This is a genomic window from Marinicella meishanensis, from assembly GCF_019931145.1.
Lineage (GTDB): Bacteria > Pseudomonadota > Gammaproteobacteria > Xanthomonadales > Marinicellaceae > Marinicella > Marinicella meishanensis.
In genome coordinates this window covers 216,875-237,313 of record NZ_JAIOUV010000008.1, presented here as the reverse complement: position 1 = coordinate 237,313, position 20,439 = coordinate 216,875, and the positions used below count along the sequence as shown (strand labels likewise).

Here is a 20,439-nt window from a genome sequence, read left to right as displayed (position 1 = left end):
GATGTCGCACGTGATTGATTTGAATTGTGATTTGGGCGAATATGCGTCATTGGCCGATGGCCAGGTGGATGCCGCCATCATGCCACACATCAGTTCCTGCAATGTGGCTTGTGGTGGACATGCCGGGAATCAGGCTGTGATGGCACAGACCATGCGCTGGGCTTTGCAGCATGGGGTGCAAATTGGAGCCCATCCAGGGTATCCGGACCGTGTGAATTTTGGCCGTGAACCGATGTCCATGAGCCCCCGTGAATTGCAACAAGCGATGCAACAGCAGTTGTCATTGGCACAAGCGGTGGCGGCGGCCACCGGTGCCACCATTCGACACATCAAACCCCATGGCGCGCTGTACAACCAGGCGGCCGAAGATTTGACTTTGGCCCTGAAATTAATGACCTGGGTGGCGGTCATTGATGATCGGTGGTTGTTTTATGGTCTGGCCCATTCGGCCATGGCCGAGGCCGCGGCTCAGGTGGGCCTGCGGTTTGTGGCCGAGGGTTTTGCCGACCGTGGTTACACCGCCCGCCGAACGCTTCAACCCCGGGACCAAGCCGGGGCGCTGATCAGCGAGCCAGCGGCCATGTTGCAGCGTGCCATTGATTTGGCCCAACAATCACCGGTGGCTGCGGTGTCTGGTGAGCGCCTGGACTTGCGGGTGGAGACTTTGTGTTTGCATGGCGATCACCCGGGTGCCGCGGCAAGCGCCGAACGGCTGCACCAGGGTTTGGTGGCTGCGGGCATTGCCATTCGGGCCCCGACGGGGGCTGCATGAGTCAGCCTTTGGTCATGCACAGCTGGCTGCCCAATGGTGATTGTGCGGTGATCATTGGATTCAAACCATCGACCGACCGATTGCGTGGTATCCACGGTTTGTGTGCGGATTTGTTGCACCAGCCATTACCCGGCTTGATCAATGTGATTCCCGCTGAGGCCAGCCTGACTTTGGTGTTTGACCTGCCGTTGGCCGACCACCAAGACCTGCTGCCGGTGCTGACCGACCGCTGCCAACGCCTCAAAGACTGGCAGCCTGAGACCAAGACCCATCAAATCCCCGTTTGCTATGACGCCCGAGTGGCGCCGGATCTGGAATTTGTTTGTGACCAGTTGGGCATGACCCACGAGACATTGGTGGCGCGGCACAGCGCCGTCGAATACCGCGTCAACATGTTGGGTTTCTTGCCTGGTTTTGCTTATTTGGCTGACAACCACCCGACCATCAAGCTGCCACGCAAAGCCACCCCGGCGCGCTCGGTGGCCGCCGGCAGTGTGGCGGTAGCCGGTACCCAAACCGGACTTTATGCCTTATCCAGTCCGGGCGGCTGGCAGGTGATCGGGCGCACCCCGGTGGCCTTGATCGACTGGGCCAATGACCACCAACCGATGCGCTTCAGTCCCTTGGACCGGGTGCGGTTTCAGGCCATCGATTGGGCGACTTTTCAAAGTTGGGAGCCACCCGCGTGACACTGACCATCACCCAAGCCGGTTCCATGACCACGGTGCAAGACGCCGGTCGCCTGGGAATGGCCCATTGGGGCATGCCGCCCTCGGGGTTCATGGATGTACCGGCTGCCCGCATGGCCAATCGACTGGTCGGCAACGATCCCGATGAAGGTTTGTTGGAAGTCACTTGGAGTGGGCTGGGTTTGCGTACTGAGGCAGCCTGTTCGGTGGCAGTGGCTGGCGCTGAGTTCAGCTGCACCGTCAATGGCCAGGCGGTTGACACCAACCGCACGATACATTTGCAGGCCGGTGATCAATTTCGCATGGAACATTTGTTGGTCGGGGTTCGGGCCTATGTGGCCATTGGTGGCGGTTTGGACTTGCCCACCATCGGTGGCAGTGTCAGCACCCTGGTGGTTGCTGGTTTGGGTGGCTTGGCGGGTCGGGCCTTGCAAGTCGGTGATGAATTGCCACTGCGCCAAACCGGCCTGCGGGCCACCCGCCACAAACCACCCTGGCTGGTGCTCAAGGAACAAACAATCCATGTGGTCCGGGCCATGCCAGGTCCCGAGGTTAACTTGTTTGAACCGGCGGTGGTCAGCCAGGCCTTTGGCCAACCCTTTCAATTGACCCAAGACCACAACCGCCAAGGCTTTCGCCTGCAAGCCGAACCGTTGCGCTACCCAGACCAATTGCACTTGTCCAGTTCTGGTTTGGTGCCAGGGAGTTTACAGGTCACGCCTGACGGGCAGGGCATCCTGTCCATGCAAGATGGCCAAACCACAGGTGGTTATCCGCGGATGCTGGTGGTGCATCGAGATGAATTGCATAAACTGGCGCAAATCAGGCCTGGACAGGACCTGTACTTTTTTCGCAGCGGTTGAGTTCCAATGAATAGGACACCCATCTGGGTGCTGAACAGGGCTTTGATTGGGGGAGGTCAGTCCAACAGCATTTCAGCCAAGCGGGATGCTGCGCGCTGAAACTCGAAGGCCAATTTGTCTCCTTGGTAAATCATCTGATAATGGCAGGCGGCCTGGGCAATCAGTTTGACCCCGTGCTCATACAACACATCGATCAGGGTGATGAAGCGGCGGGCTGCGCTGTCGTCATTGGCCGACATCACCGGGATGTTTTCCAGCACCAGGGTGTTGATGCGCTCCGCGATGACGAGGTAATCGGTGGCATGTCGGGGTTGTTCACACAAGGCCGCGAAGTCACACCACAAAGTGTTTTCAGCGTGTCCGACAATGGGCAGGGTGCGGTCATTGATCAACCAGGCTGTTAAATCGGGTGCTTGGAACTGGGTTTTTTGTTGGAAACAGTCTTGCAAGTGATAGCGACTGGACGCGTTGATCGGAAAGTACCAGTGTTCGTGCTGATGATTAGGATCGTCTTGTAATCGGTAGTCTTGATCCCCGTCCAAATGCAGCACTTGCATGTGTTGCTTGATCCAATCAATGGCTGGCAGGAATTTGACCCGTTGCAAGCCATCTCGATACAGGTCATCTGGGCGCACATTGGAGGTGGTCACCATAGCGATGCCATAGCGGCTGAAAGCGGCCAACATGCCCGCCAACAACATGGCATTGGCGATGTCGTTGACCAAGAATTCATCCAAACACAAGACTTTGACTTGTTTGGCCAGGCGCCGGCAGACCAAATCCAGTGGGTCTTTGGTGTCTGGCGTCGAGCGCAAAGCCTGATGCAGCCACAACATGAACTCGTGGTAATGTTGTCGTTGCTTACCAATGTCCGCGGGCAGGCTGTCATAAAATAAGTCCATCAAATGGGTTTTGCCCCGCCCCACTGAACCGTGGATGTATATCCCTTGCGGAGCGGCCAGCGCGGACTGAAAAAACCAGCGCTTGGTTTGGCTTTGTTGCAACAGGTTCTGGTGTAAGCGCTCAAATTCATCCACCACTTGGGCTTGCAACGCATCGCGCCAGATCACACCGGCTTCGATTTCCGCGAGGTAATTGGCCAGGGGTCCACTCACGGGGCTTATTCAGGATTGACTTGGCGGAGGATGCCGTTCTTTACCGCCCCCTTGAGGTCGAGCAGACGGCGGTGGAAGAAATGTCCGGCTTTCATGGTGACCAATTGGGGTTTGGGGTTTTGGTGTTCCACATATTCATAAACCGCACGGGGGCTGACCACATCGTCCTCATCCCCTTGGACCACCAACCAGGGACACTCAGGTGGCTCCAGTTCGGTGTAATCGTAGCGCTCCACTGGGGGTGCCACGGTGATGAATTGTTCAGGGTTGATTTGATTCACCGCCCGCAAAGCCACATACGAGCCAAAAGAAAAACCAGCCAACCAGAATTTACAATGCGGCATGGTGGTGCGGGCCCAGTCATAAACCGCCATCAGATCATCGGCTTCACCGACGCCATCATCAAACACCCCGTCGGATTCTCCCACCCCGCGAAAATTAAAGCGGATGGTGTGGGCACCCATGTCGCGAAAAGCTTTTTCCAACATGTGCACCACTTTGTTGCGCATGGTGCCACCATACAAAGGGTGGGGATGACAGATCAAGGCCACGCGGTTTTTGTCTACGGCGTCGGCTTCTGGCGGGGCGGTCAGACATTCAATTTGTCCAGCCGGTCCGGGAATCATGATGACGCTCGATTCCTGGGGAAATGTGGTGGGGGTTTCAGACATGACCGTTCGCTTGCATCAAAAAGCCAGCATTATATCACCCAGCCCCATGCTTTGAATGGCTGCCCACTTGAAATTTCACAGTTCAGCCACGAAGTGCATGAAGTCCGCACACCAGGCTGCCAGCGACAGTGGGTTGGGTCCTGAATGCTGGGCGCTGTGGATCACCAAGGCCGTTTTGGCATCAACCAGATTGAGGGTGACTTCGACCGCAGATTCGGTCAACACCACCTCACTTTCGATGAACCATTGGACCCCGAATTCATGCCGGAAGTGAGGGAAGGGGCTGCCTTGATGGGATTCGATGGCATGTCCTGATAAATACCGCAAATCATCGTGCTGCATGGCCGCTTGTTTCAGGTGGCTGGCCAGGTCCAAGGCCAGCGGGTCGTGTGATCGTTGCGTGGGGTTGGTGATTTGGGTGGGTAAAATCACCAGCGGCGTGGTCGTCGGTTGGGTGAAGGTGCTGAGGGCGGCCAGTAAACCCCAGGTCAGCAGCCAAAATGCCACCAAGCCCATGGCCATGAGTTTGAATCGATGGAGCCACGGTGAGGGGCTGTTGGGTGGTTGCGCCACATCAGCGGCACCCACACGCACGCTGGGCAGCCAGCGGTATCCTTTTTTGGGGATGGTGTTGATCAATGGGTGCTCAGTGGTTAAGGGCTTGAGCTGGTTGCGCAAATCCGATATGCATTTGGTCAAGGCGTCTTCACTGATCACTTGATTGGGCCACACCGCATCAAACAACTGTTGTCGACTGCAAATCGCACCCGCATGGTTCAACAACACCACCAACACCCGCAATGGTACCGGCCCCAGGCGAATGGTCTGGTGGTCAAGGCCTTTGACTTCACCGCTGGCGGCACAGATGGCCAGCTGGGCGGTCAAATATTGGGTGGTTTGATCGGTTTGCATGGCGCCCATTTTAGCACCAGCCATCGCCCTGAAATGACCTGCTGATGTTTTACTCAGGTTTTGCTCAGGTGCCCAAATGCCTGATGCGGCATCATGGCAGTCATTACTAACCACAGGAACATCCACCATGTTGAAGATTTTGAAATATTTGGTTTTGATGGCCGCCGCTTTGTGTCTGTTGACGGTGGTGATCAACACCTCGCCGTTTGATCAATCACTCAGACCCGAAGTACAAGCCATCAAAGACCTCAAAGCCCAACCATACTCAGCCCTAAATGCGTATCCGGCCTTGTTGGCGATCAACAGCACGCGAGCCGATTTTGTCGAGTACACCGAATCAATCAGAACTTTCCTCAATCAAAAAATCAAACAATCCGGTGACGACTACTTGAATGGGGATGAATTTGATCAATTTGTGAACATTGAAGCTGACCAGGCATGGCAAAGTGAATATCCCCGGTGTAACTCCAGAAGGGAGCGGGGTTGCATGGCCCATTTATTCGATGCTGTGGTTGCACAGCCCATCAACCAGGCGCGCTTGCTGTCCCAGTTGGAAAAATATGCGGCATTGATTCAATTGACTGAATACAGTGATCCCACGCAAATGGATTTGGCGGCACCTTTTGTGCCATTCGGGCCGGTGTTGGCCTTGAAGCGTTTGTATTTGGCCAACAGCCACGCCACCCAAGGGGCCGATGGGTTCATGGCCGCTTTCAAGCAAGACATGACTTTCTGGCGCATGCTGCTGCAAGAGGGCCATCACATGATCACCAAAATGGTGGCAGTGGCCTCGATCAACAACGGCATTGGCGCCCTGTCCAAAGCCTTGGATGAAGACCGCTTTGACTCCTCACAACTGCGGCAGTTGCTGGCCATGGTGCCGCGCTTGACTCAAGCAGAAACCAACATGCGGACGGTGTTTCAACATGAATTCAAACATGGCATCGACTTGTTTGATCAGGCCGAACAAACCGGTGAATTGCAATACTTGGGTTGGTTTGATTTGTTTCAGCCCAATGCCACCCACAACTTGGCCTATGAACTGTCCACCCGCCCCCTGTTGGCCATGTCGGCTTTGAGTGCCCAGGAATTTCATCAACAGCACAGCCGTGGTGCATGGGATTTGACGACGGATGATGCCTTCAGCTGGTCACCCACGACTTTGTACAACCCAACGGGAAAAATGTTGTTGAGCATCGCCACACCGGCTTATGCCGATTATGTGGCCCGCGTTCATGATTTGGATGGCATGTTGGCATTGTTGCGGTTGAAAATTGAAATCAAGCTCAACCCCGAAACCGATGTCGCTGCGGTGATTGCCTCATCCCAGGAGCGCAATCCCTACACCCAACAGCCTATGGGCCATGATGCCGCAGGCAAGCGCATCCATTTCGCGTGTGCCGACGGCACGTCTGATGTGTGTGAGCTCAGTTTATGAACCGCATGAATGCCTGACAGCCATCAGTCTTGAGGCGGCGGGTTTTGGTCAAACTCAAACACCCGCCTACGCCTTGCGTACATCAGCATCAACACCACAGGGATGCCAATGATGGCGGTCATCAGGTAGAAATTGGCATAACCCATCTGTTCCACCATACCGCCTGAATAACCACCCAGGATTTTGGGGAACAGGGTCATGACCGAGGAAAACATGGCGTATTGCACGGCGGTGAATTGGCGGTTGACCAACAGCGACAAAAAGCCCACAAAGGCGGTCAATGCCATGCCTTGGGACAGGTTATCAGCTGAAATCATGAAGGTCAGGAACACCAGGCTTTTGTCCATACCCACCATTGCCATGAACAGCAGGTTGGTGGCGGCCGACAACACCGCGGCGATGATCATGATGCGCATGATGCCGTAGCGAACCACCAAAAAGCCACCCAGGATGCCGCCACTGATGGTCATGATCAGGCCAAAGGTTTTGACGATGCTGGCGATTTCGTCCAAATCAAAGCCTTTGTATTGATAAAACAAATTGGCCGTGACGCCCATCACGATGTCGGAGATGCGGTACAAGCAAATGATGCCAATGATCAGCCAGATGTGTTGTTTGTGGCGTTTGAACAGGTCATGCACCGGAGACCAGTACACGTCCTTGATCATGTCGATGTTGACCCAACGGGTGGTGGCCACCAAGCGGGCAGTCAGCGCTGCCAGTCCCAGCGCCAGGAACAATTGCAGCGCCGTGGTCAGGGTCGAAGCCAGGGGCCGGTTGTTGAACCAGGACTGCAGTTGTGATTGCCATTGTTGGAACAGGTCGGCGGTCAGCTGATAAGTCACAATCAAGACCCCAATGCTGATCACAAACACCGCCACCACCGCCAAGTAGTCTTTGGTTTCATGCACCAAAGCATCGGCTTTCTTGGGTTCCTTGATCCACAGGGTGGTGCCGATGCCAAGCAGCATGGTGCAGGCCATGGTCAGATAAGAAATTTTCCAGGCACTGTACTGATAGGTTTCCATGCTGGTGCCAAAGTAAGCGGCGATGTACAAAGCACCGGCACCGGAAGTGAGCATGCCCAAGCGGTAACCCACGGTATACACCGAGGACAGCATGGCGATGTCTTTTTCGGTGGAGGCTTCAATTCGCCAAGCATCGATTAAGATGTCCTGGGTGGCCGCTGAAAATCCCAGCAATGTGACGGCCAAAGCCATTTGAATCAGGGCGTTTTCGCTGGCAGCAGGATCGGTCAAGCCCATCAAAGCAATGGCCAACATGACCAGCAATTGGATGCACAGCAGCCAGGCCCGGCGTTGTCCCATGTGGGCACTGAGGTAGGGGATGGGCAGGCGATCCACCAACGGCGACCACAAATACTTGAATGAATAACCCAAAGCGGCCCAACTGAAATAGGTGATGGCCGATTTTTCCACCCCCACTTGGTCCAGCCACAGAGACAAAGAGGAAAAAATTAAAAAGTACGGGATGCCAGCAGAGATTCCAAACAAGGTCATGTGCAGGAACTTGGGGTGCAACAGGTGTTTGAGGGTTTCTGACATCGGGCTGGGGGACAAAAATGGGCAGTTTAGCACGGATCCTGGCTTGGCAGACTGGATGGCCGCTGCGGAACGGCCTTTGTCCGGCTTTTGGACCGGTAAAAGTCTTTAAGATCAACCCATTACAGATAATATTTTGAGTTACCTCAGCAAATCGGTTAAGATTTAATCAAAATATGGGATCAGCGGAAGGGTTAATGATCAAAGCCGAAGACTTAAAAGAATATTATCCATTCAATCAAATCGATGTGAAGTTTTATCCACTGTTGGTGAATGAGTTTGAATATTTTGAAAAGCAAAAAGGAGACAAGCTCTACGAAATCAATCGCCGGGCTGAAAACACCAAGTATTTAACCAAAGGCGTGGTGCAAATCACCACCGACAAAGGCCGCGAAAAAACCCTCAAATCAACCCAGTTATCGGCCAAATACCCGATTGGCGATGCCAACAAGTCCAACACCATGGACGCGGTGGTGACGTCCAAGACCATGACCGGTTTTCAGATCAGTTCCAACCTGGTGGACCATTTACAGGTCTGGAACAGCGTCTACACCAAAGCCGCCCCGGACAGCCCCTTGCGCGGACACCAAAGCTATGAGTGGGTGGTGGGTTTGCTGAAAAGCCGTTCAGTGCAAATGCTGCCGCAAGGCAACATCGGTGAATTGTTCAATGAATTGGAAACCCAAGAAGTGCAGGCCGGTGAAGAAGTGATTTCTGAAGGTGATCCTGGTGATTTCTGTTACATCATTGCCGAAGGGGTGGCCGATGTGTATCAGGTGGTGGCCGAAGGCGAAAAAAAGGTGGCTGAATTGGACAAGGGCACCTTGTTTGGCGAATCGGCCCTGGTCAGCAGCGAACCGCGCAACGCCTCGGTGCGGATGCAAACCGACGGTTTGTTGATGCGTTTGGCCGGTGCCACATTTTCCAAACTGCTCAAAGCCCACGTGGTGCGTTGGATCACCGCCCAATCGGCCTTGGAGATGTTGGCAGCAGGTGCCACTTTGATCGATGTGCGTGAACCGGAAGAATTTGCCCGCCAATCAATCCAGGGTTGTTTCAACATCCCGGTGACCAAGATCCGCAAAAATGTCCACAAGTTGAATCTGAACTCGACCATCATCACCTGCAGCAACCTGGGCTCCCGCTGTGCCTCTGCGGCTTTTACCCTGGCCACCCTGGGTTATGATGTTTATGCCTTACAAGGCGGCATCAATGGCCTGATTCGATCACTGCAAAGCTGAATTCCCACGCCCCCAAGCACCATTTGTTACAGACCGTTGATCTGGTCATTGCGGGTGGATTCTGTTATAATGCGCCGGCTTTATTTCAGTGGGTCGTCAGCGGTCATGGTTGATCGCCATCGGGTCACTGGCAAACAATCGGGACATGCATGCATCGACCTCACTGGGGGACTGATTTGACATCAGTCCAACGATGATGAACCCACTTTCAACCACCATGGTACCTGACTGAATTGTGTGCAGCACACCATCCAAGTCAGGGCTTGAACGCGACAACAAACATTTATGACCAACAACAATGACAGTGCGGGTTTGCGATTCCGCCAGGCAGTGGCCAACAACCAACCGCTGAAAGTGGTTGGCGCCATCAATGCCTTTGCCGCCAGAATGGCCAAAAACGTGGGCCACCAAGCCATTTACCTGTCCGGCGGCGGTGTGGCTGCCAATTCGCTGGGCATGCCTGACCTGGGCATTTCATCCCTGGAAGACGTGTTGACTGATGTCAGGCGCATCACCGATGTGTGCGACTTGCCGCTGTTGATTGATGTGGACACGGGATGGGGCGGGGCCTTCAACATTGCCAGAACCACGCGCTCGGTGATCAAAGCCGGTGCCGCTGCCATGCACATTGAAGACCAGGTGGCACAAAAACGATGTGGTCACCGACCCAACAAGGAAGTGGTCAGCCAGCAGGAAATGGTGGATCGCATCAAAGCCGCGGTGGATGCCAGAACCGATGAAAATTTTGTCATCATGGCCCGCACCGATGCCTTGGCCATTGAGGGCGAGGCTGCCGCCATTGAACGGGCCGTGGCTTGTGTTGAAGCCGGCGCCGACATGATTTTTCCCGAAGCGATGAAAACCTTGGATCAGTACCAACGCTTCAAAGACGCTGTGGGCGTGCCCATTTTGGCCAACATCACCGAATTCGGGCACACCCCTTTGTTCACCAGCGAAGAACTGGGCCAGCATGGGGTCGACATCGTGTTGTATTGTTGCAGTGCTTATCGGGCCATGAACAAAGCGGCCGAGACGGTTTATCGGTCGATCCTGACCCAGGGTCACCAAAAAGATGTGTTGGACATCATGCAAACCAGAGAAGAGTTGTACAATCATTTGGATTACCACAGCTACGAACAAAAATTAGACGAACTTTTTTCACAAGAAAAAACAACAGAGGAATAACGACATGGGAAATGCAAAGAAAGCAGGTGGTGCTGGTCTCCGTGGCCAAAGCGCCGGTGAAACCAAATTATGCACCGTCGGTAAGATTGGCGCTGGCCTCACTTACCGTGGTTATGATGTGGATGATTTGGCTGCCAACGCCTCATTTTATGAAACCGCTTACTTGATTCTGCATGGCAAACTGCCCAATCAAGCTGAGTTGGATGCCTACAAAAAGAAAATCAATGCCCTGCGTGAATTGCCCGAAGCGGTGAAGAAGACCTTGGAATTGATCCCGGCCGATGCCCACCCGATGGATGTGATGCGCACCGGTTGTTCGATTCTGGGTAATGTGGAAGGCGAAACCGATTTTGCCCAACAATTGGACAAAGCCGATCGCCTGGTGGCGATTTTCCCGTCGATCATTTGTTACTGGTATCGTTTCGTCACCGACGGTGTGCGCATTGAAACTGCCTCAGACATCGATGGAGTGGGGGCGCACTTCTTGGAGTTGTTGCACGGCAAACGACCCAGCGAGCTGCACGCCCGGGTGATGGATGTGTCGTTGATTTTGTATGCCGAGCATGAATTCAATGCCTCCACCTTCACCGGTCGGGTGGTGGCCTCCACCTTGTCTGATATCCATTCATGCGTCACGGCATCCATTGGCGCTTTGCGCGGTCCTTTGCATGGTGGTGCCAACGAAGCGGCCATGGCCTTGTTGCAGAAATTCGGCAGCGTCGAAGAAGCCGAAGCCGGCATCGATGAAATGCTCAGAACCAAGCAATTGATTATGGGCTTTGGTCATGCGGTGTACACCGAAGTGGATCCGCGCAATGCCATCATCAAAAAATGGTCAGAAAAACTGGCTGAAGAAGCCGGTGACACCGTGCTGTACCCAGTAAGCTGTGCGGTGGAGAAGAAAATGTGGGATGAAAAAAGGCTGTTCCCGAATGCCGATTTCTTCCACGCTTCGGCCTATCACTTCATGGGCATCCCCACCGAGCTGTTCACCCCGATCTTCGTGATGTCACGGGTCACCGGTTGGACCGCTCACGTGATGGAGCAGCGCGAAAACAACCGCATCATCCGCCCCAACGCCGATTACACCGGGCCAGACACCCGCAAAGTGGGCCCGATTGCCGAGCGCGATTGAAGCACGCTTTGAAACTGTGATCGAAAAGCCCGATGCCGTCGGGCTTTTTTGTGCCCAGCGATGGGTCGGCGGTGTCTTATGTTGCTACTTTCGACAAGCCTTGTTGCACCCGCTTTCGATTGGGTTTATAAAATGCGCCAAAAGATTTATGATGAAATGGCTTTTGTGGGAGCCCAAACATCATGAATGAATCAATCTATCAATGGATCAAAGCGGGGCTGATCGGCCCCGAACACCAGGCATCGGCTTTGGCGGTGGCGGGTGAGCGACCGAGCCGGGCCGGCTGGTTGTTGTTTGTGCGGCGCCTGTTGGTGTTGCTCGGCCTGTTATCAATGGCCTTTGGGGTGGTGTTTTTCTTTGCTTACAATTGGAATGACTTGGGCCGGCAGTTCAAGTTCATCGCTTTGCAAGGTTTGATGGTTGGCAGTTTTCTGTTGTACCTGTTCAAAGCCAAATCACCCTGGACCGCGCAAGCGTTGTTGTTATCTGCGGTGTTGGTACTGGGTGCGCTGCTGGCTTTGTTCGGCCAAACCTACCAAACCGGGGCCGATCCCTGGCAATTGTTTGCCACCTGGGCGATGTTGATCACGCCCTTGGTCCTGTTCAGCCGGGCAGAGGTGTTGTGGCTGGTGTTGGTGTTGTTGCTCAACACCGCTTTGAGTTTGTATCTCCAGGTCAACCGCTCCTTGCTTGGCTGGGCGCTGTGGGGACATCACATGACTTGGGTGCTGTTTCTATTGAACGGGGCCTTTTTGTTGCTGACTGAATGGTTGGCCAGTGGTCGGGCCCAACGATGGGTGCATGTGGCCTTGTCACACCGCTGGGCCGCTCAGGTTCTGGGTGTGGTGGTGATTTATTTGTTGGGCATCATGGGGCTGGAGGCGATTTGGGGTCGGGTCGACTACCGGGCCATCAATGCCTTGTTGTTCCTGGGCTTCATGGGTTTGTTGTGTTATGTGTACCGTTACCGTTGTCGCGATTTGTTGTTGCTGACGGCCTGGATGTTGGCTGTCATTGTCTTCATCATGTCGCTGTTGGCCAATGCGGTGTTGGATCAATTCGATGCCGGCGGCTTGTTGTTGATGGCGGTGGCTTTGATCACGCTGTCGACCTTGGCGGTGCGGTGGTTGAAAAAGACCCACCTGAGCTTCAAACAGGAGGTGAACGCATGAGCAGTACCCAGTTATGGCAACTATTGCAACAAGCCGGTTTCGTCAAAGGCGATGAGCCGGCCAACGAAACCAAGACCGAACAAACTTTTTGGTACATCCGGGCTTTGCAAGGCTTTGCCGGTTGGTTGGCGGCCATCTTTCTGTTGGGTTTCTTGGGTTTTGGGATTGCTGGCTTGTTTGATCAGGGCGGGGTGTTGATCACCCTGGGTTTGTTCATCAATGCGGGCACCTATGCCTATTTCAAAGCCCAGCCTGACAATGACTTTTTTGATCAGATGGTGTTGGCCTTCAGTTTGACTGGCCAATTCTTGTTGGCCTTTGGGCTGTTTGAACTGTTTGATTTCAGAAGCCGTCAGTGGTTGGTGTTGGTGGCATTGTACCAAGTGGTGCTGGCCTTAGTGATGCGCAACTATTTACATCGGTTCTTGAGCACCTGGTTTGCCGTCATTGCCCTGTTTTGGGGCTTTGACTGGTTGATTTTTTCGGGCCTCGGTGCCGCTGCCGTGGCGGCCTTGATGGTCTGGATATGGCTGCAGAAAACCGGCTGGGAAGCACAGCGGGAATTTTATGAACCGGTGGGCTATGCCTTGGCCTTTGCGCTGGTGACTTTACATGCCCAGAATCATATTTGGTTGTATGGCTGGATGCACTCCAGACAGTCAGCGGGTTGGTTGTTGCAGAATGCGAGTTGGATCTCGGCGTTGTTGAATTCAGCGGTGTTGTTGTACCTGGTGCGACAGATCGCCATTGAACAAGGCGTCCAATGGGGCAGCAAAACCGGTCGGCTGATCCTGTTGGCGGCGGTGCTGTTGTTGTTTTCGGCCTTGCCGGTGATCGGATTGAGCAGTGCCCTGTTGGTGTTGTTGGTGGGCTATGCCAGACAAAACAAGTTGTTGATGGTGCTCGGTGGGCTGGCCTTGTTGGGCTTTGTCAGTTGGTACTACTATGCCTTGAACACCACCTTATTGAACAAGTCATTGATCCTGATGGCGATGGGCGCGGTCATGTTGTTGGCTTATGCTGGCTTGAAGTGGTGGTTGGCTGATCCGGCCGATAACCAAGGCCCTGCTGTGACCGACCCGCCCCAGCGGGCCCTCAGTGGGGCCGCGCAACTGGCTGCGTGGGTGACTTTGGGCTTGGCCTTGGTCGGCGTCAACCAAGCCATCTGGCAAAAAGAACGGTTGTTGGCCACTGGGCAATCGGTGTTTTTGGAATTGGCACCGGTGGATCCCCGCTCCATCATGCAAGGCGATTACATGCGCTTGCGCTTTGCTTTGGCCAATGACATCCGCAGCGCCATGAGCCAAGCCGACCCAGCAGCGCAGGAATCAGCGCAAGATGGTTTGGTGTTTGTGCATTTGGATGAACGTGGGGTGGGCCGGTTTCATGGTCTTAAGGCTGCCCCTGATGCGGCTGAACCCTTGATCGGCATGCAATACCGTTGGCGTCACAATCGCGTGCAATTTGCCACCAATGCGTTTTTCTTTCAAGAAGGGGATGCGCAGTTGTTTGATGCCGCCCGCTTCGGTGAATTCAAGGTGGCCGGGGATGGCGAGCTGCTGCTCAAAGCCATGTACGATGCCGAGCTGAAACTGCTGGGTCAGAATCGGTTGGATTAATTGACCCGTTCGTAAGCGGCCACTTGCTGGCACAAATGTTCAATGGCCAACAACAAACGCAACGTGGGCCGGGTGAAATGGTCGGCTTCCAACACCGCAATGCGTTGGTTTTTGATGGCCGGAATTTCAGCCCATTGCGCCACCGGGCTGTGTTCATTCATGGCTTGGGTGCGAACAATGACCTCGGGTTTTTTCAACACCACCGACTCCAAGGTCACCGCAGCAGACTTGGTGGCCAAATCGGCAAACACATTGTTCAAGCCGCATACCGCAATGGCCTCACTCATCCAATGGTCGCCATTGACGGTGTAGATCGGTTGGTCAGATATTTGAATCAAGGCCGATTGTTTGGACCAAGTTTGGTTTTGCAGGGCTTGCAGCCGGGTGGCAAAATGTTCCAAATCAGCAGTGGGTTGGGTGCCCAAGGTGTCGGCGATGTCTTGGATGGCTCGAGCAATGTCGTGTAGTTCGTTGATGGTCACCGCATGAACATTGAGCTGCATGGACTTGAGTTTCTCCACGGTTTGTTGCGGCGTGCCACCGGCCCAATAAAACACCACTTCGGGCTGCAGTTGGGCCAACAATTCAGTGTTCAAATGAAAGGCGTCGCCAATCACGGTTTTGTCCGCCACCGAGGCGGGGTAGTCACTGTAGGCACTGACCCCCAACAAACCATCCTGGCCACCGGCCGAATAGACCAATTCGGTGATGTGTGGTGACAACGACACGCTGGTTTTGATGGTGGCTGAAGCAAACGTCGGTTCCGTGTCGGCTGAGGCGGTCCAGCTGAGTAGCCAAAAGGCGATCAAAAATAAGGATTTTGGCATGGTTTGTTGCGGTCAAAAAGGGCTTCAGTATACGCCAATCTCGGCCCCGAATTGGGGGAAATTTTCAGTCGTTTGGTCGGGGGTCAAACGGGGTGCTTGATTTAATCCAAAAAAGTCGTTGTTTTTTACTGCAAATTGCCTATAATTCGCAGCCTGCTCGGAGACGAGAGAGTCGGCCCTGACGGGGCATGAAATTACTGTGATTTTATATTGACTTTCTTGGCGTATTCTACGAAAATGCCGTGCTTTGCTCGTTGGAGGGATACCCAAGCGGCCAACGGGGGCAGACTGTAAATCTGCTGTTTTTAACTTCGGAGGTTCGAATCCTCCTCCCTCCACCAAACATTAAAAGGCCTGAATAAGTGGTTCAGGTTGGGGCTGAGCGGGTGTAGTTCAATGGTAGAACATTAGCCTTCCAAGCTAAATACGTGGGTTCGATTCCCATCACCCGCTCCAAATGTAATGCCCATATAGCTCAGTCGGTAGAGCACTTTCTTGGTAGGGAAGAGGTCACTGGTTCGACTCCAGTTATGGGCACCACCACTTGAATAATATTAACTGCTTAGCTTTTTGGAGTAGCAACAATGTCAAAAGAAAAATTTGAACGCACGAAGCCCCATGTGAACGTGGGCACAATTGGTCACGTTGACCATGGTAAGACCACCTTGACTGCAGCGATCACAAAAGTGGCTGCTGAAAAGCAAGGCGGTGATTTCAAGGATTACGATCAAATTGATAACGCGCCAGAAGAAAGAGAGCGCGGTATCACCATTTCTACGGCTCACGTAGAATATGAAACCGAAGATCGTCACTACGCGCACGTTGACTGTCCAGGTCACGCGGACTACGTGAAAAACATGATCACCGGTGCGGCCCAAATGGACGGCGCGATTTTGGTTGTGTCAGCCGCTGATGGTCCGATGCCACAAACCCGTGAGCACATTTTGTTGGCTCGTCAGGTTGGTGTCCCTTACATTGTTGTGTTCTTAAACAAATGCGACCAAGTTGACGACGAAGAGTTGTTGGAGTTGGTTGAGATGGAAGTTCGTGAGTTGTTGAACGACTACGAGTTTCCTGGTGATGACACCCCATTGGTGATGGGTTCTGCCCTGAAAGCATTGGAAGGCGACGAATCAGACATTGGTGTTCCAGCGGTACAAAAGTTGTTGGATGAGATGGATGCCTACTTCCCGACTCCAGAGCGTGAAACCGACAAACCATTCTTGATGCCGATTGAGGACATTTTCTCGATTTCAGGTCGTGGTACTGTTGTGACGGGTCGTATTGAGACCGGTGTTGTGAACGTTGGCGAAGAGATTGAGATCGTTGGTATTCGTGACACGGCCACCACCACCTGTACGGGTGTTGAGATGTTCCGCAAGTTGTTGGATCGCGGTGAAGCCGGTGACAACGTGGGTATTTTGTTGCGTGGCACGAAAAGAGATGAAGTTGAGCGTGGACAAGTACTGGCAAAACCGGGTACAATCACGCCCCACACAAAATTTGAGGCTGAAGTTTACGTGTTGAGTAAGGATGAAGGTGGTCGTCACACGCCATTCTTCAAAGGTTACCGACCCCAGTTTTACTTCAGAACAACTGACGTGACTGGCGCATGTGAGTTGCCTGATGGCGTAGAAATGGTTATGCCTGGTGACAACGTCAAGATGAAAGTTGAATTGATTTCACCGATTGCGATGGACGAAGGCTTGCGCTTTGCGATTCGTGAAGGTGGTCGCACCGTGGGTGCGGGCGTGGTCGCTAAAATCATCGAGTGATCAAGTAACTTGTGACACAAAAGCCAACAGTTTGACTGTTGGCTTTTGCTGTCTTTACAGTTTTTAGGCCAGTAGCTCAATTGGCAGAGCAGCGGTCTCCAAAACCGCAGGTTGGGGGTTCGATTCCCTCCTGGCCTGCCATTGTTTTCTCCATCGGATGGGGGCAATGGCTTATTTGGATTAAAACAAGATATGAGTAGTGTTGAGACAGTTCCAGGAGCTGGTGATAAATTAAGGTGGTGGCTGGCCATTGCAATCATCATTGCAGGCGTTGCCGCCAATCTGTATTTTGTGGATACCTACCCCACCATCATCCGCGTGTTGATGGTTCTGGGCGGTGTGCTGGTTGGTGGTTTTGTTGGCTACACAACCCACAAAGGCAAGGAGTTTGCCAAGTTTGTCAAAAACGCCAACATCGAGCGGCAGAAAATTGTCTGGCCGACCAAAAATGAAACCGTACAAACCACCATCATGGTCCTGATCCTGGTGGTCATCATTGGTTTCTTCTTGTTTCTGGTTGATTGGGGCTTCAGTAGCCTCATCGAATATTTGTTCGATTAATTTAAGGACAGGAGTACAGTTTCATGGCACACAGATGGTATGTGGTACACGCGTATTCAGGATTTGAACAACAAGTTTGTAAGTCGCTGGAAGAGCGCATTGAAAGATACCAAATGCAGGACTTGTTTGGTGAAGTGCTGGTGCCCAAAGAAACTGTCGTGGAAATGAAAAAAGGTCAGAAGCGTCGCAGTGAGCGTAAATTCTTTCCTGGTTATGTCTTGGTGCAAATGGAAATGAATGACGAGACCTGGCACCTGGTGAAAAGTGTGCCCAAAGTGTTGGGCTTCATTGGTGGTACAGCGGAGAAGCCAGCACCCATCACCGAGCGGGAGGCCAATGCCATCCTGCAACGCATTGAAGACGGCGAGAACAAGCCGCAACCCAAAACATTGTTCGATGTCGGCGAAGTGGTTCGCGTCATCGACGGCCCTTTTGCCGATTTCAATGGCGAAGTGGAAGAAGTCAATTATGAAAAGAGCCGCATGCGTGTGGCTGTTTCCATTTTTGGTCGGTCAACGCCGGTTGAACTTGAGTTCGGCCAAGTTGAAAAAGTTTAATTGATTAACAATGGGGAGCCGGCTTAAGTGCCCGGCGTTTGCACCCGGAGAGAAAAATGGCTAAGAAAGTACAGTCGTACATCAAACTGCAAGTGCCTGCTGGTCAGGCCAATCCCTCACCTCCGGTGGGCCCGGCTTTGGGTCAACACGGGGTGAACATCATGGAGTTTTGTAAAGCCTTCAACGCCCAAACGGGTGACGTTGAACAAGGGTTACCCATCCCAGTGGTGATCACAGTCTACAATGACCGAAGCTTTACCTTCGTTACCAAAACCCCACCGGCTGCCGTGTTGTTGTTGAAAGCAGCGGGCATTCCCAAAGGCAGTGGTACCCCCAACACCGACAAGGTGGCAAAAATCGGTCGTGAGCAATTGGAAGAAATTGCCAAAATGAAAGAGCCTGATTTGACGGCTGCCGATATGGATGCCGCGGTCAGAACCATAGCCGGTACTGCACGCAGCATGGGCATTGAAACTGAAGGAGTGAAATGATGGCTGGCAAAAGAATCAAAGCGTTGAAAGCGCAAATCGACCAAATGAAGAAATACCCCATCGAAGAAGCTTTGGAATTCGTTCGTTCGAATGCCTCTAAAAACTTCGATGAAACCGTTGATGTGGCCATCCAGCTGGGTGTGGATGCCAGAAAATCTGACCAAGCCGTGCGTGGTGCAACCGTGTTGCCCAATGGCACCGGTAAATCGGTCAAAGTGGCAGTCTTCGCCCAAGGCGAAAAGGCTGAAGAAGCCAAAGCCGCCGGCGCTGACTTGGTCGGTTTTGACGACCTCGCTGCTGAAGTCAAGAAAGGCAACATCGATTTTGATGTGGTGATTGCTTCCCCAGACGCCATGCGCGTGGTGGGTCAATTGGGTACCATCTTGGGTCCCAAAGGCTTGATGCCAAACCCCAAAGTGGGTACCGTGACTCCCGACGTGGCTGGTGCGGTTAGAAACAACAAATCCGGTCAAGCCATGTACCGCATTGACAAAGCGGGCATCATCCACACGGTGTTGGGTAAAGCCTCTTTCTCAGCCGATGCGTTGCGTGAGAATTTGACGGTGTTGTTGGCCGAGCTGAACAAGAAGAAGCCACCCACATCAAAAGGTAAATTCATCAGAAAAATCAGCATCTCGTCCACCATGGGCGCCGGTGTTGAAATCGATCCGGTTACTGTCGGTCAGTAATCCGCGATCCCCGAAATTTTGAGGGTTGTTGAACTCGCAAGGGTTCAGCAGTCATCAAAGACCGTAGGTGTGCAGCAGGCGTTTACGTCGGTTCACTTAATTTCCTACGCAGATGGTGCCCCCAGACAGAATTCTGTTAGGTCACCAAAAAGGTGCCGCTTGCAGCCCTCGTGGTCAAGCGGTGTATGAGTCGTACTGCAGCATATGCTGCATGAGCCTTTGGAGGTTATCATGGCGCTCAATTTAGAGCAGAAAAAAGCTGTAGTCAGTGAAATTGCCAACGTAGCTCAAGATGCCCACTCTTTGGTGGCAGCTGAGTACCGTGGTTCATCGGTTGATCTGATGACCGCGATGCGTTCAGATGCCCGCAAAACCGGTGTGTATCTGAGGGTGGCAAAAAATACTTTGGTCAAAAGAGCCGTACAAGGTACCGAATACGAGTGCATCGCCGATGCCTTGGTCGGTCCTTTGTTGTATGCATTCAGTCAGGAAGATCCTGGTTGTGCCGCGCGTTTGATCAAAGACCACGCCAAAGACAATGATCACTTGGAAGTTAAATTTGTTTCCATCGGTGGTTCATTGTTGGCGGCATCGGAGCTGGCCCGTCTGGCTTCATTGCCGACCAAAGACCAAGCCATTTCTCAACTGATGTCGGTGATGAAAGCACCGATCGAGAAGTTGGCCAGAACTTTGGCCGAGCCACACGCAAAACTGACACGTACAATCGCAGCAATCAAAGATTCAAAAGCTGCATAAGTAACAAACTTTACATTTTTGGAGAAATAAAATGGCCGTATCAAAAGATGATATTTTAGAAGCAATTTCAGCAATGAGCGTGATGGACGTTGTTGAGTTAATCGAAGCGATGGAAGAGAAATTTGGTGTCTCAGCTGCTGCCGCAGTTGCTGCCGCTCCTGTGGCTGCCGCTGCTGCTGGTGAAGCCGCTGCTGAGCAATCTGAATTCGACGTCATCCTGGCTGGTTTCGGCGACAAGAAAGTCGGCGTGATCAAAGCCGTTCGTGGCATCACTGGCTTGGGCTTGAAAGAAGCCAAAGAGTTGGTTGAAGGCGCACCAGCACCAATCAAAGAAGGTGTTGACAAAGCCGAAGCCGAAGAAGTCAAAAAACAACTCGAAGAAGCAGGTGCAACTGTCGAGTTGAAATAA

At 53.1% G+C, this 20,439-nt stretch carries 21 protein-coding genes and 4 tRNA genes; 20 read left to right on the top strand and 5 right to left on the bottom strand.

Annotated features, from left to right (window positions below; translation table 11 throughout):
- Position 1: 1 nt before the first annotated feature.
- Genes pxpA through K7G70_RS14580 form a run of 3 tightly spaced genes read left to right on the top strand, consistent with a single transcriptional unit; the run spans position 2 to position 2,324 of the window.
- Complete coding sequence (pxpA, locus tag K7G70_RS14590) at positions 2-772, top strand: 5-oxoprolinase subunit PxpA (protein WP_223789390.1); 771 nt, start codon at positions 2-4, stop codon at positions 770-772.
- Positions 769-1,461, top strand: a complete 693-nt coding sequence (pxpB, locus tag K7G70_RS14585) for a 5-oxoprolinase subunit PxpB (RefSeq protein ID WP_223789389.1) — start codon at positions 769-771, stop codon at positions 1,459-1,461. Before pxpA ends, pxpB begins: the two co-directional genes overlap by 4 nt.
- The gene (locus K7G70_RS14580; RefSeq protein WP_223789388.1) at positions 1,458-2,324 is read left to right on the top strand and encodes a 5-oxoprolinase subunit C family protein; all 867 of its coding nucleotides are present in this window, start codon (positions 1,458-1,460) and stop codon (positions 2,322-2,324) included. The genes pxpB and K7G70_RS14580 overlap by 4 nt, the downstream gene beginning before the upstream one ends.
- Before the next feature lie 56 nt (positions 2,325-2,380).
- On the opposite strand, the gene zapE is transcribed toward K7G70_RS14580, so the two are convergent.
- From zapE to K7G70_RS14565, 3 genes are all read right to left on the bottom strand, one after another.
- A complete protein-coding gene (gene zapE, locus K7G70_RS14575; RefSeq protein ID WP_223789387.1) occupies positions 2,381-3,439 on the bottom strand; it encodes a cell division protein ZapE in 1,059 nt (352 codons plus the stop codon).
- Between the two features lie 5 nt (positions 3,440-3,444).
- Positions 3,445-4,110: an alpha/beta hydrolase gene (locus K7G70_RS14570; RefSeq protein WP_223789386.1), complete on the bottom strand. Its 666-nt coding sequence runs from the start codon at positions 4,108-4,110 to the stop codon at positions 3,445-3,447.
- Between the two features lie 75 nt (positions 4,111-4,185).
- Entirely contained in the window at positions 4,186-5,022 is an 837-nt protein-coding gene (locus tag K7G70_RS14565) for a winged helix-turn-helix domain-containing protein (protein ID WP_223789385.1), read from the bottom strand.
- Positions 5,023-5,149: 127 nt separating this feature from the next.
- Here K7G70_RS14565 and K7G70_RS14560 point away from each other — a divergent pair, with 127 nt between their 5' ends.
- Positions 5,150-6,460, top strand: coding sequence for a hypothetical protein (locus K7G70_RS14560; RefSeq protein WP_223789384.1), 1,311 nt, complete (start codon positions 5,150-5,152; stop codon positions 6,458-6,460).
- Between the two features lie 23 nt (positions 6,461-6,483).
- On the opposite strand, the gene K7G70_RS14555 is transcribed toward K7G70_RS14560, so the two are convergent.
- Entirely contained in the window at positions 6,484-8,025 is a 1,542-nt protein-coding gene (locus tag K7G70_RS14555) for an AmpG family muropeptide MFS transporter (protein WP_223789383.1), read from the bottom strand.
- A gap of 194 nt (positions 8,026-8,219) precedes the next feature.
- Between K7G70_RS14555 and K7G70_RS14550 the strand changes: the two genes are divergently transcribed.
- From K7G70_RS14550 to K7G70_RS14530, 5 genes are all read left to right on the top strand, one after another.
- Positions 8,220-9,263, top strand: coding sequence for a cyclic nucleotide-binding domain-containing protein (locus K7G70_RS14550; RefSeq protein WP_223789382.1), 1,044 nt, complete (start codon positions 8,220-8,222; stop codon positions 9,261-9,263).
- Between the two features lie 285 nt (positions 9,264-9,548).
- Positions 9,549-10,448 (top strand): methylisocitrate lyase, encoded by a 900-nt coding sequence (gene prpB / locus K7G70_RS14545; protein ID WP_223789381.1) that lies wholly within the window; start codon positions 9,549-9,551, stop codon positions 10,446-10,448.
- Between the two features lie 4 nt (positions 10,449-10,452).
- Entirely contained in the window at positions 10,453-11,583 is a 1,131-nt protein-coding gene (prpC, locus tag K7G70_RS14540) for a bifunctional 2-methylcitrate synthase/citrate synthase (RefSeq protein WP_223789380.1), read from the top strand.
- Between the two features lie 182 nt (positions 11,584-11,765).
- The gene (locus K7G70_RS14535) at positions 11,766-12,755 is read left to right on the top strand and encodes a DUF2157 domain-containing protein (RefSeq protein WP_223789379.1); all 990 of its coding nucleotides are present in this window, start codon (positions 11,766-11,768) and stop codon (positions 12,753-12,755) included.
- Positions 12,752-14,374: a GDYXXLXY domain-containing protein gene (locus K7G70_RS14530; protein ID WP_223789378.1), complete on the top strand. Its 1,623-nt coding sequence runs from the start codon at positions 12,752-12,754 to the stop codon at positions 14,372-14,374. The genes K7G70_RS14535 and K7G70_RS14530 overlap by 4 nt, the downstream gene beginning before the upstream one ends.
- On the opposite strand, the gene K7G70_RS14525 is transcribed toward K7G70_RS14530, so the two are convergent.
- Complete coding sequence (locus K7G70_RS14525; protein WP_223789377.1) at positions 14,371-15,201, bottom strand: helical backbone metal receptor; 831 nt, start codon at positions 15,199-15,201, stop codon at positions 14,371-14,373. The two genes, K7G70_RS14530 and K7G70_RS14525, sit on opposite strands and share 4 nt — an antisense overlap.
- Before the next feature lie 256 nt (positions 15,202-15,457).
- On the opposite strand from K7G70_RS14525, the gene K7G70_RS14520 reads away from it, so the two are divergent.
- The 11 genes from K7G70_RS14520 (at position 15,458) to rplL (ending at position 20,439) form a co-directional block, all read left to right on the top strand.
- A tRNA-Tyr gene (locus K7G70_RS14520) sits at positions 15,458-15,542 on the top strand.
- Positions 15,543-15,583: 41 nt separating this feature from the next.
- Positions 15,584-15,657: transfer RNA gene (locus tag K7G70_RS14515), tRNA-Gly, on the top strand.
- 8 nt (positions 15,658-15,665) lie between these two features.
- Positions 15,666-15,741 (top strand) — tRNA-Thr (locus tag K7G70_RS14510).
- Positions 15,742-15,785: 44 nt separating this feature from the next.
- Positions 15,786-16,976, top strand: coding sequence for an elongation factor Tu (gene tuf / locus K7G70_RS14505; RefSeq protein ID WP_223789365.1), 1,191 nt, complete (start codon positions 15,786-15,788; stop codon positions 16,974-16,976).
- A 65-nt stretch (positions 16,977-17,041) separates the two neighbouring features.
- Positions 17,042-17,117: transfer RNA gene (locus tag K7G70_RS14500), tRNA-Trp, on the top strand.
- Positions 17,088-17,537, top strand: a complete 450-nt coding sequence (gene secE / locus K7G70_RS14495) for a preprotein translocase subunit SecE (protein ID WP_223789376.1) — start codon at positions 17,088-17,090, stop codon at positions 17,535-17,537. The genes K7G70_RS14500 and secE overlap by 30 nt, the downstream gene beginning before the upstream one ends.
- Before the next feature lie 23 nt (positions 17,538-17,560).
- A complete protein-coding gene (gene nusG, locus K7G70_RS14490; protein ID WP_223789375.1) occupies positions 17,561-18,094 on the top strand; it encodes a transcription termination/antitermination protein NusG in 534 nt (177 codons plus the stop codon).
- Positions 18,095-18,150: 56 nt separating this feature from the next.
- Positions 18,151-18,585 carry a 50S ribosomal protein L11 gene (rplK, locus tag K7G70_RS14485; RefSeq protein WP_223789374.1) on the top strand — a complete coding sequence of 145 codons (435 nt, stop codon included), beginning with the start codon at positions 18,151-18,153 and terminating at the stop codon, positions 18,583-18,585.
- The gene (gene rplA, locus K7G70_RS14480; RefSeq protein WP_488801387.1) at positions 18,582-19,274 is read left to right on the top strand and encodes a 50S ribosomal protein L1; all 693 of its coding nucleotides are present in this window, start codon (positions 18,582-18,584) and stop codon (positions 19,272-19,274) included. The genes rplK and rplA overlap by 4 nt, the downstream gene beginning before the upstream one ends.
- Positions 19,275-19,505: 231 nt before the next feature.
- Positions 19,506-20,030 (top strand): 50S ribosomal protein L10, encoded by a 525-nt coding sequence (gene rplJ, locus K7G70_RS14475; RefSeq protein ID WP_223789372.1) that lies wholly within the window; start codon positions 19,506-19,508, stop codon positions 20,028-20,030.
- Positions 20,031-20,061: 31 nt separating this feature from the next.
- On the top strand, positions 20,062-20,439 hold the full coding sequence (rplL, locus tag K7G70_RS14470) for a 50S ribosomal protein L7/L12 (RefSeq protein WP_223789371.1): 378 nt from the start codon (positions 20,062-20,064) through the stop codon (positions 20,437-20,439).

What these genes read in the sequence shown, in the direction of transcription:
- pxpA (WP_223789390.1), top strand. Translation starts at nt 2, where the DNA reads ATGTCGCACGTGATTGATTTGAATTGTGATTTGGGCGAATATGCGTCA.
- K7G70_RS14550 (WP_223789382.1), top strand. Translation starts at nt 8,220, where the DNA reads ATGATCAAAGCCGAAGACTTAAAAGAATATTATCCATTCAATCAAATC.
- nusG (WP_223789375.1), top strand. Translation starts at nt 17,561, where the DNA reads ATGGCACACAGATGGTATGTGGTACACGCGTATTCAGGATTTGAACAA.
- rplA (WP_488801387.1), top strand. Translation starts at nt 18,582, where the DNA reads ATGATGGCTGGCAAAAGAATCAAAGCGTTGAAAGCGCAAATCGACCAA.
- rplJ (WP_223789372.1), top strand. Translation starts at nt 19,506, where the DNA reads ATGGCGCTCAATTTAGAGCAGAAAAAAGCTGTAGTCAGTGAAATTGCC.
- prpB (WP_223789381.1), top strand. Translation starts at nt 9,549, where the DNA reads ATGACCAACAACAATGACAGTGCGGGTTTGCGATTCCGCCAGGCAGTG.
- K7G70_RS14555 (WP_223789383.1), bottom strand. Translation starts at nt 8,025, where the DNA reads ATGTCAGAAACCCTCAAACACCTGTTGCACCCCAAGTTCCTGCACATG.
- tuf (WP_223789365.1), top strand. Translation starts at nt 15,786, where the DNA reads ATGTCAAAAGAAAAATTTGAACGCACGAAGCCCCATGTGAACGTGGGC.
- K7G70_RS14525 (WP_223789377.1), bottom strand. Translation starts at nt 15,201, where the DNA reads ATGCCAAAATCCTTATTTTTGATCGCCTTTTGGCTACTCAGCTGGACC.
- K7G70_RS14565 (WP_223789385.1), bottom strand. Translation starts at nt 5,022, where the DNA reads ATGCAAACCGATCAAACCACCCAATATTTGACCGCCCAGCTGGCCATC.
- K7G70_RS14530 (WP_223789378.1), top strand. Translation starts at nt 12,752, where the DNA reads ATGAGCAGTACCCAGTTATGGCAACTATTGCAACAAGCCGGTTTCGTC.
- K7G70_RS14560 (WP_223789384.1), top strand. Translation starts at nt 5,150, where the DNA reads ATGTTGAAGATTTTGAAATATTTGGTTTTGATGGCCGCCGCTTTGTGT.
- rplK (WP_223789374.1), top strand. Translation starts at nt 18,151, where the DNA reads ATGGCTAAGAAAGTACAGTCGTACATCAAACTGCAAGTGCCTGCTGGT.
- K7G70_RS14535 (WP_223789379.1), top strand. Translation starts at nt 11,766, where the DNA reads ATGAATGAATCAATCTATCAATGGATCAAAGCGGGGCTGATCGGCCCC.
- K7G70_RS14570 (WP_223789386.1), bottom strand. Translation starts at nt 4,110, where the DNA reads ATGTCTGAAACCCCCACCACATTTCCCCAGGAATCGAGCGTCATCATG.
- pxpB (WP_223789389.1), top strand. Translation starts at nt 769, where the DNA reads ATGAGTCAGCCTTTGGTCATGCACAGCTGGCTGCCCAATGGTGATTGT.
- rplL (WP_223789371.1), top strand. Translation starts at nt 20,062, where the DNA reads ATGGCCGTATCAAAAGATGATATTTTAGAAGCAATTTCAGCAATGAGC.
- prpC (WP_223789380.1), top strand. Translation starts at nt 10,453, where the DNA reads ATGGGAAATGCAAAGAAAGCAGGTGGTGCTGGTCTCCGTGGCCAAAGC.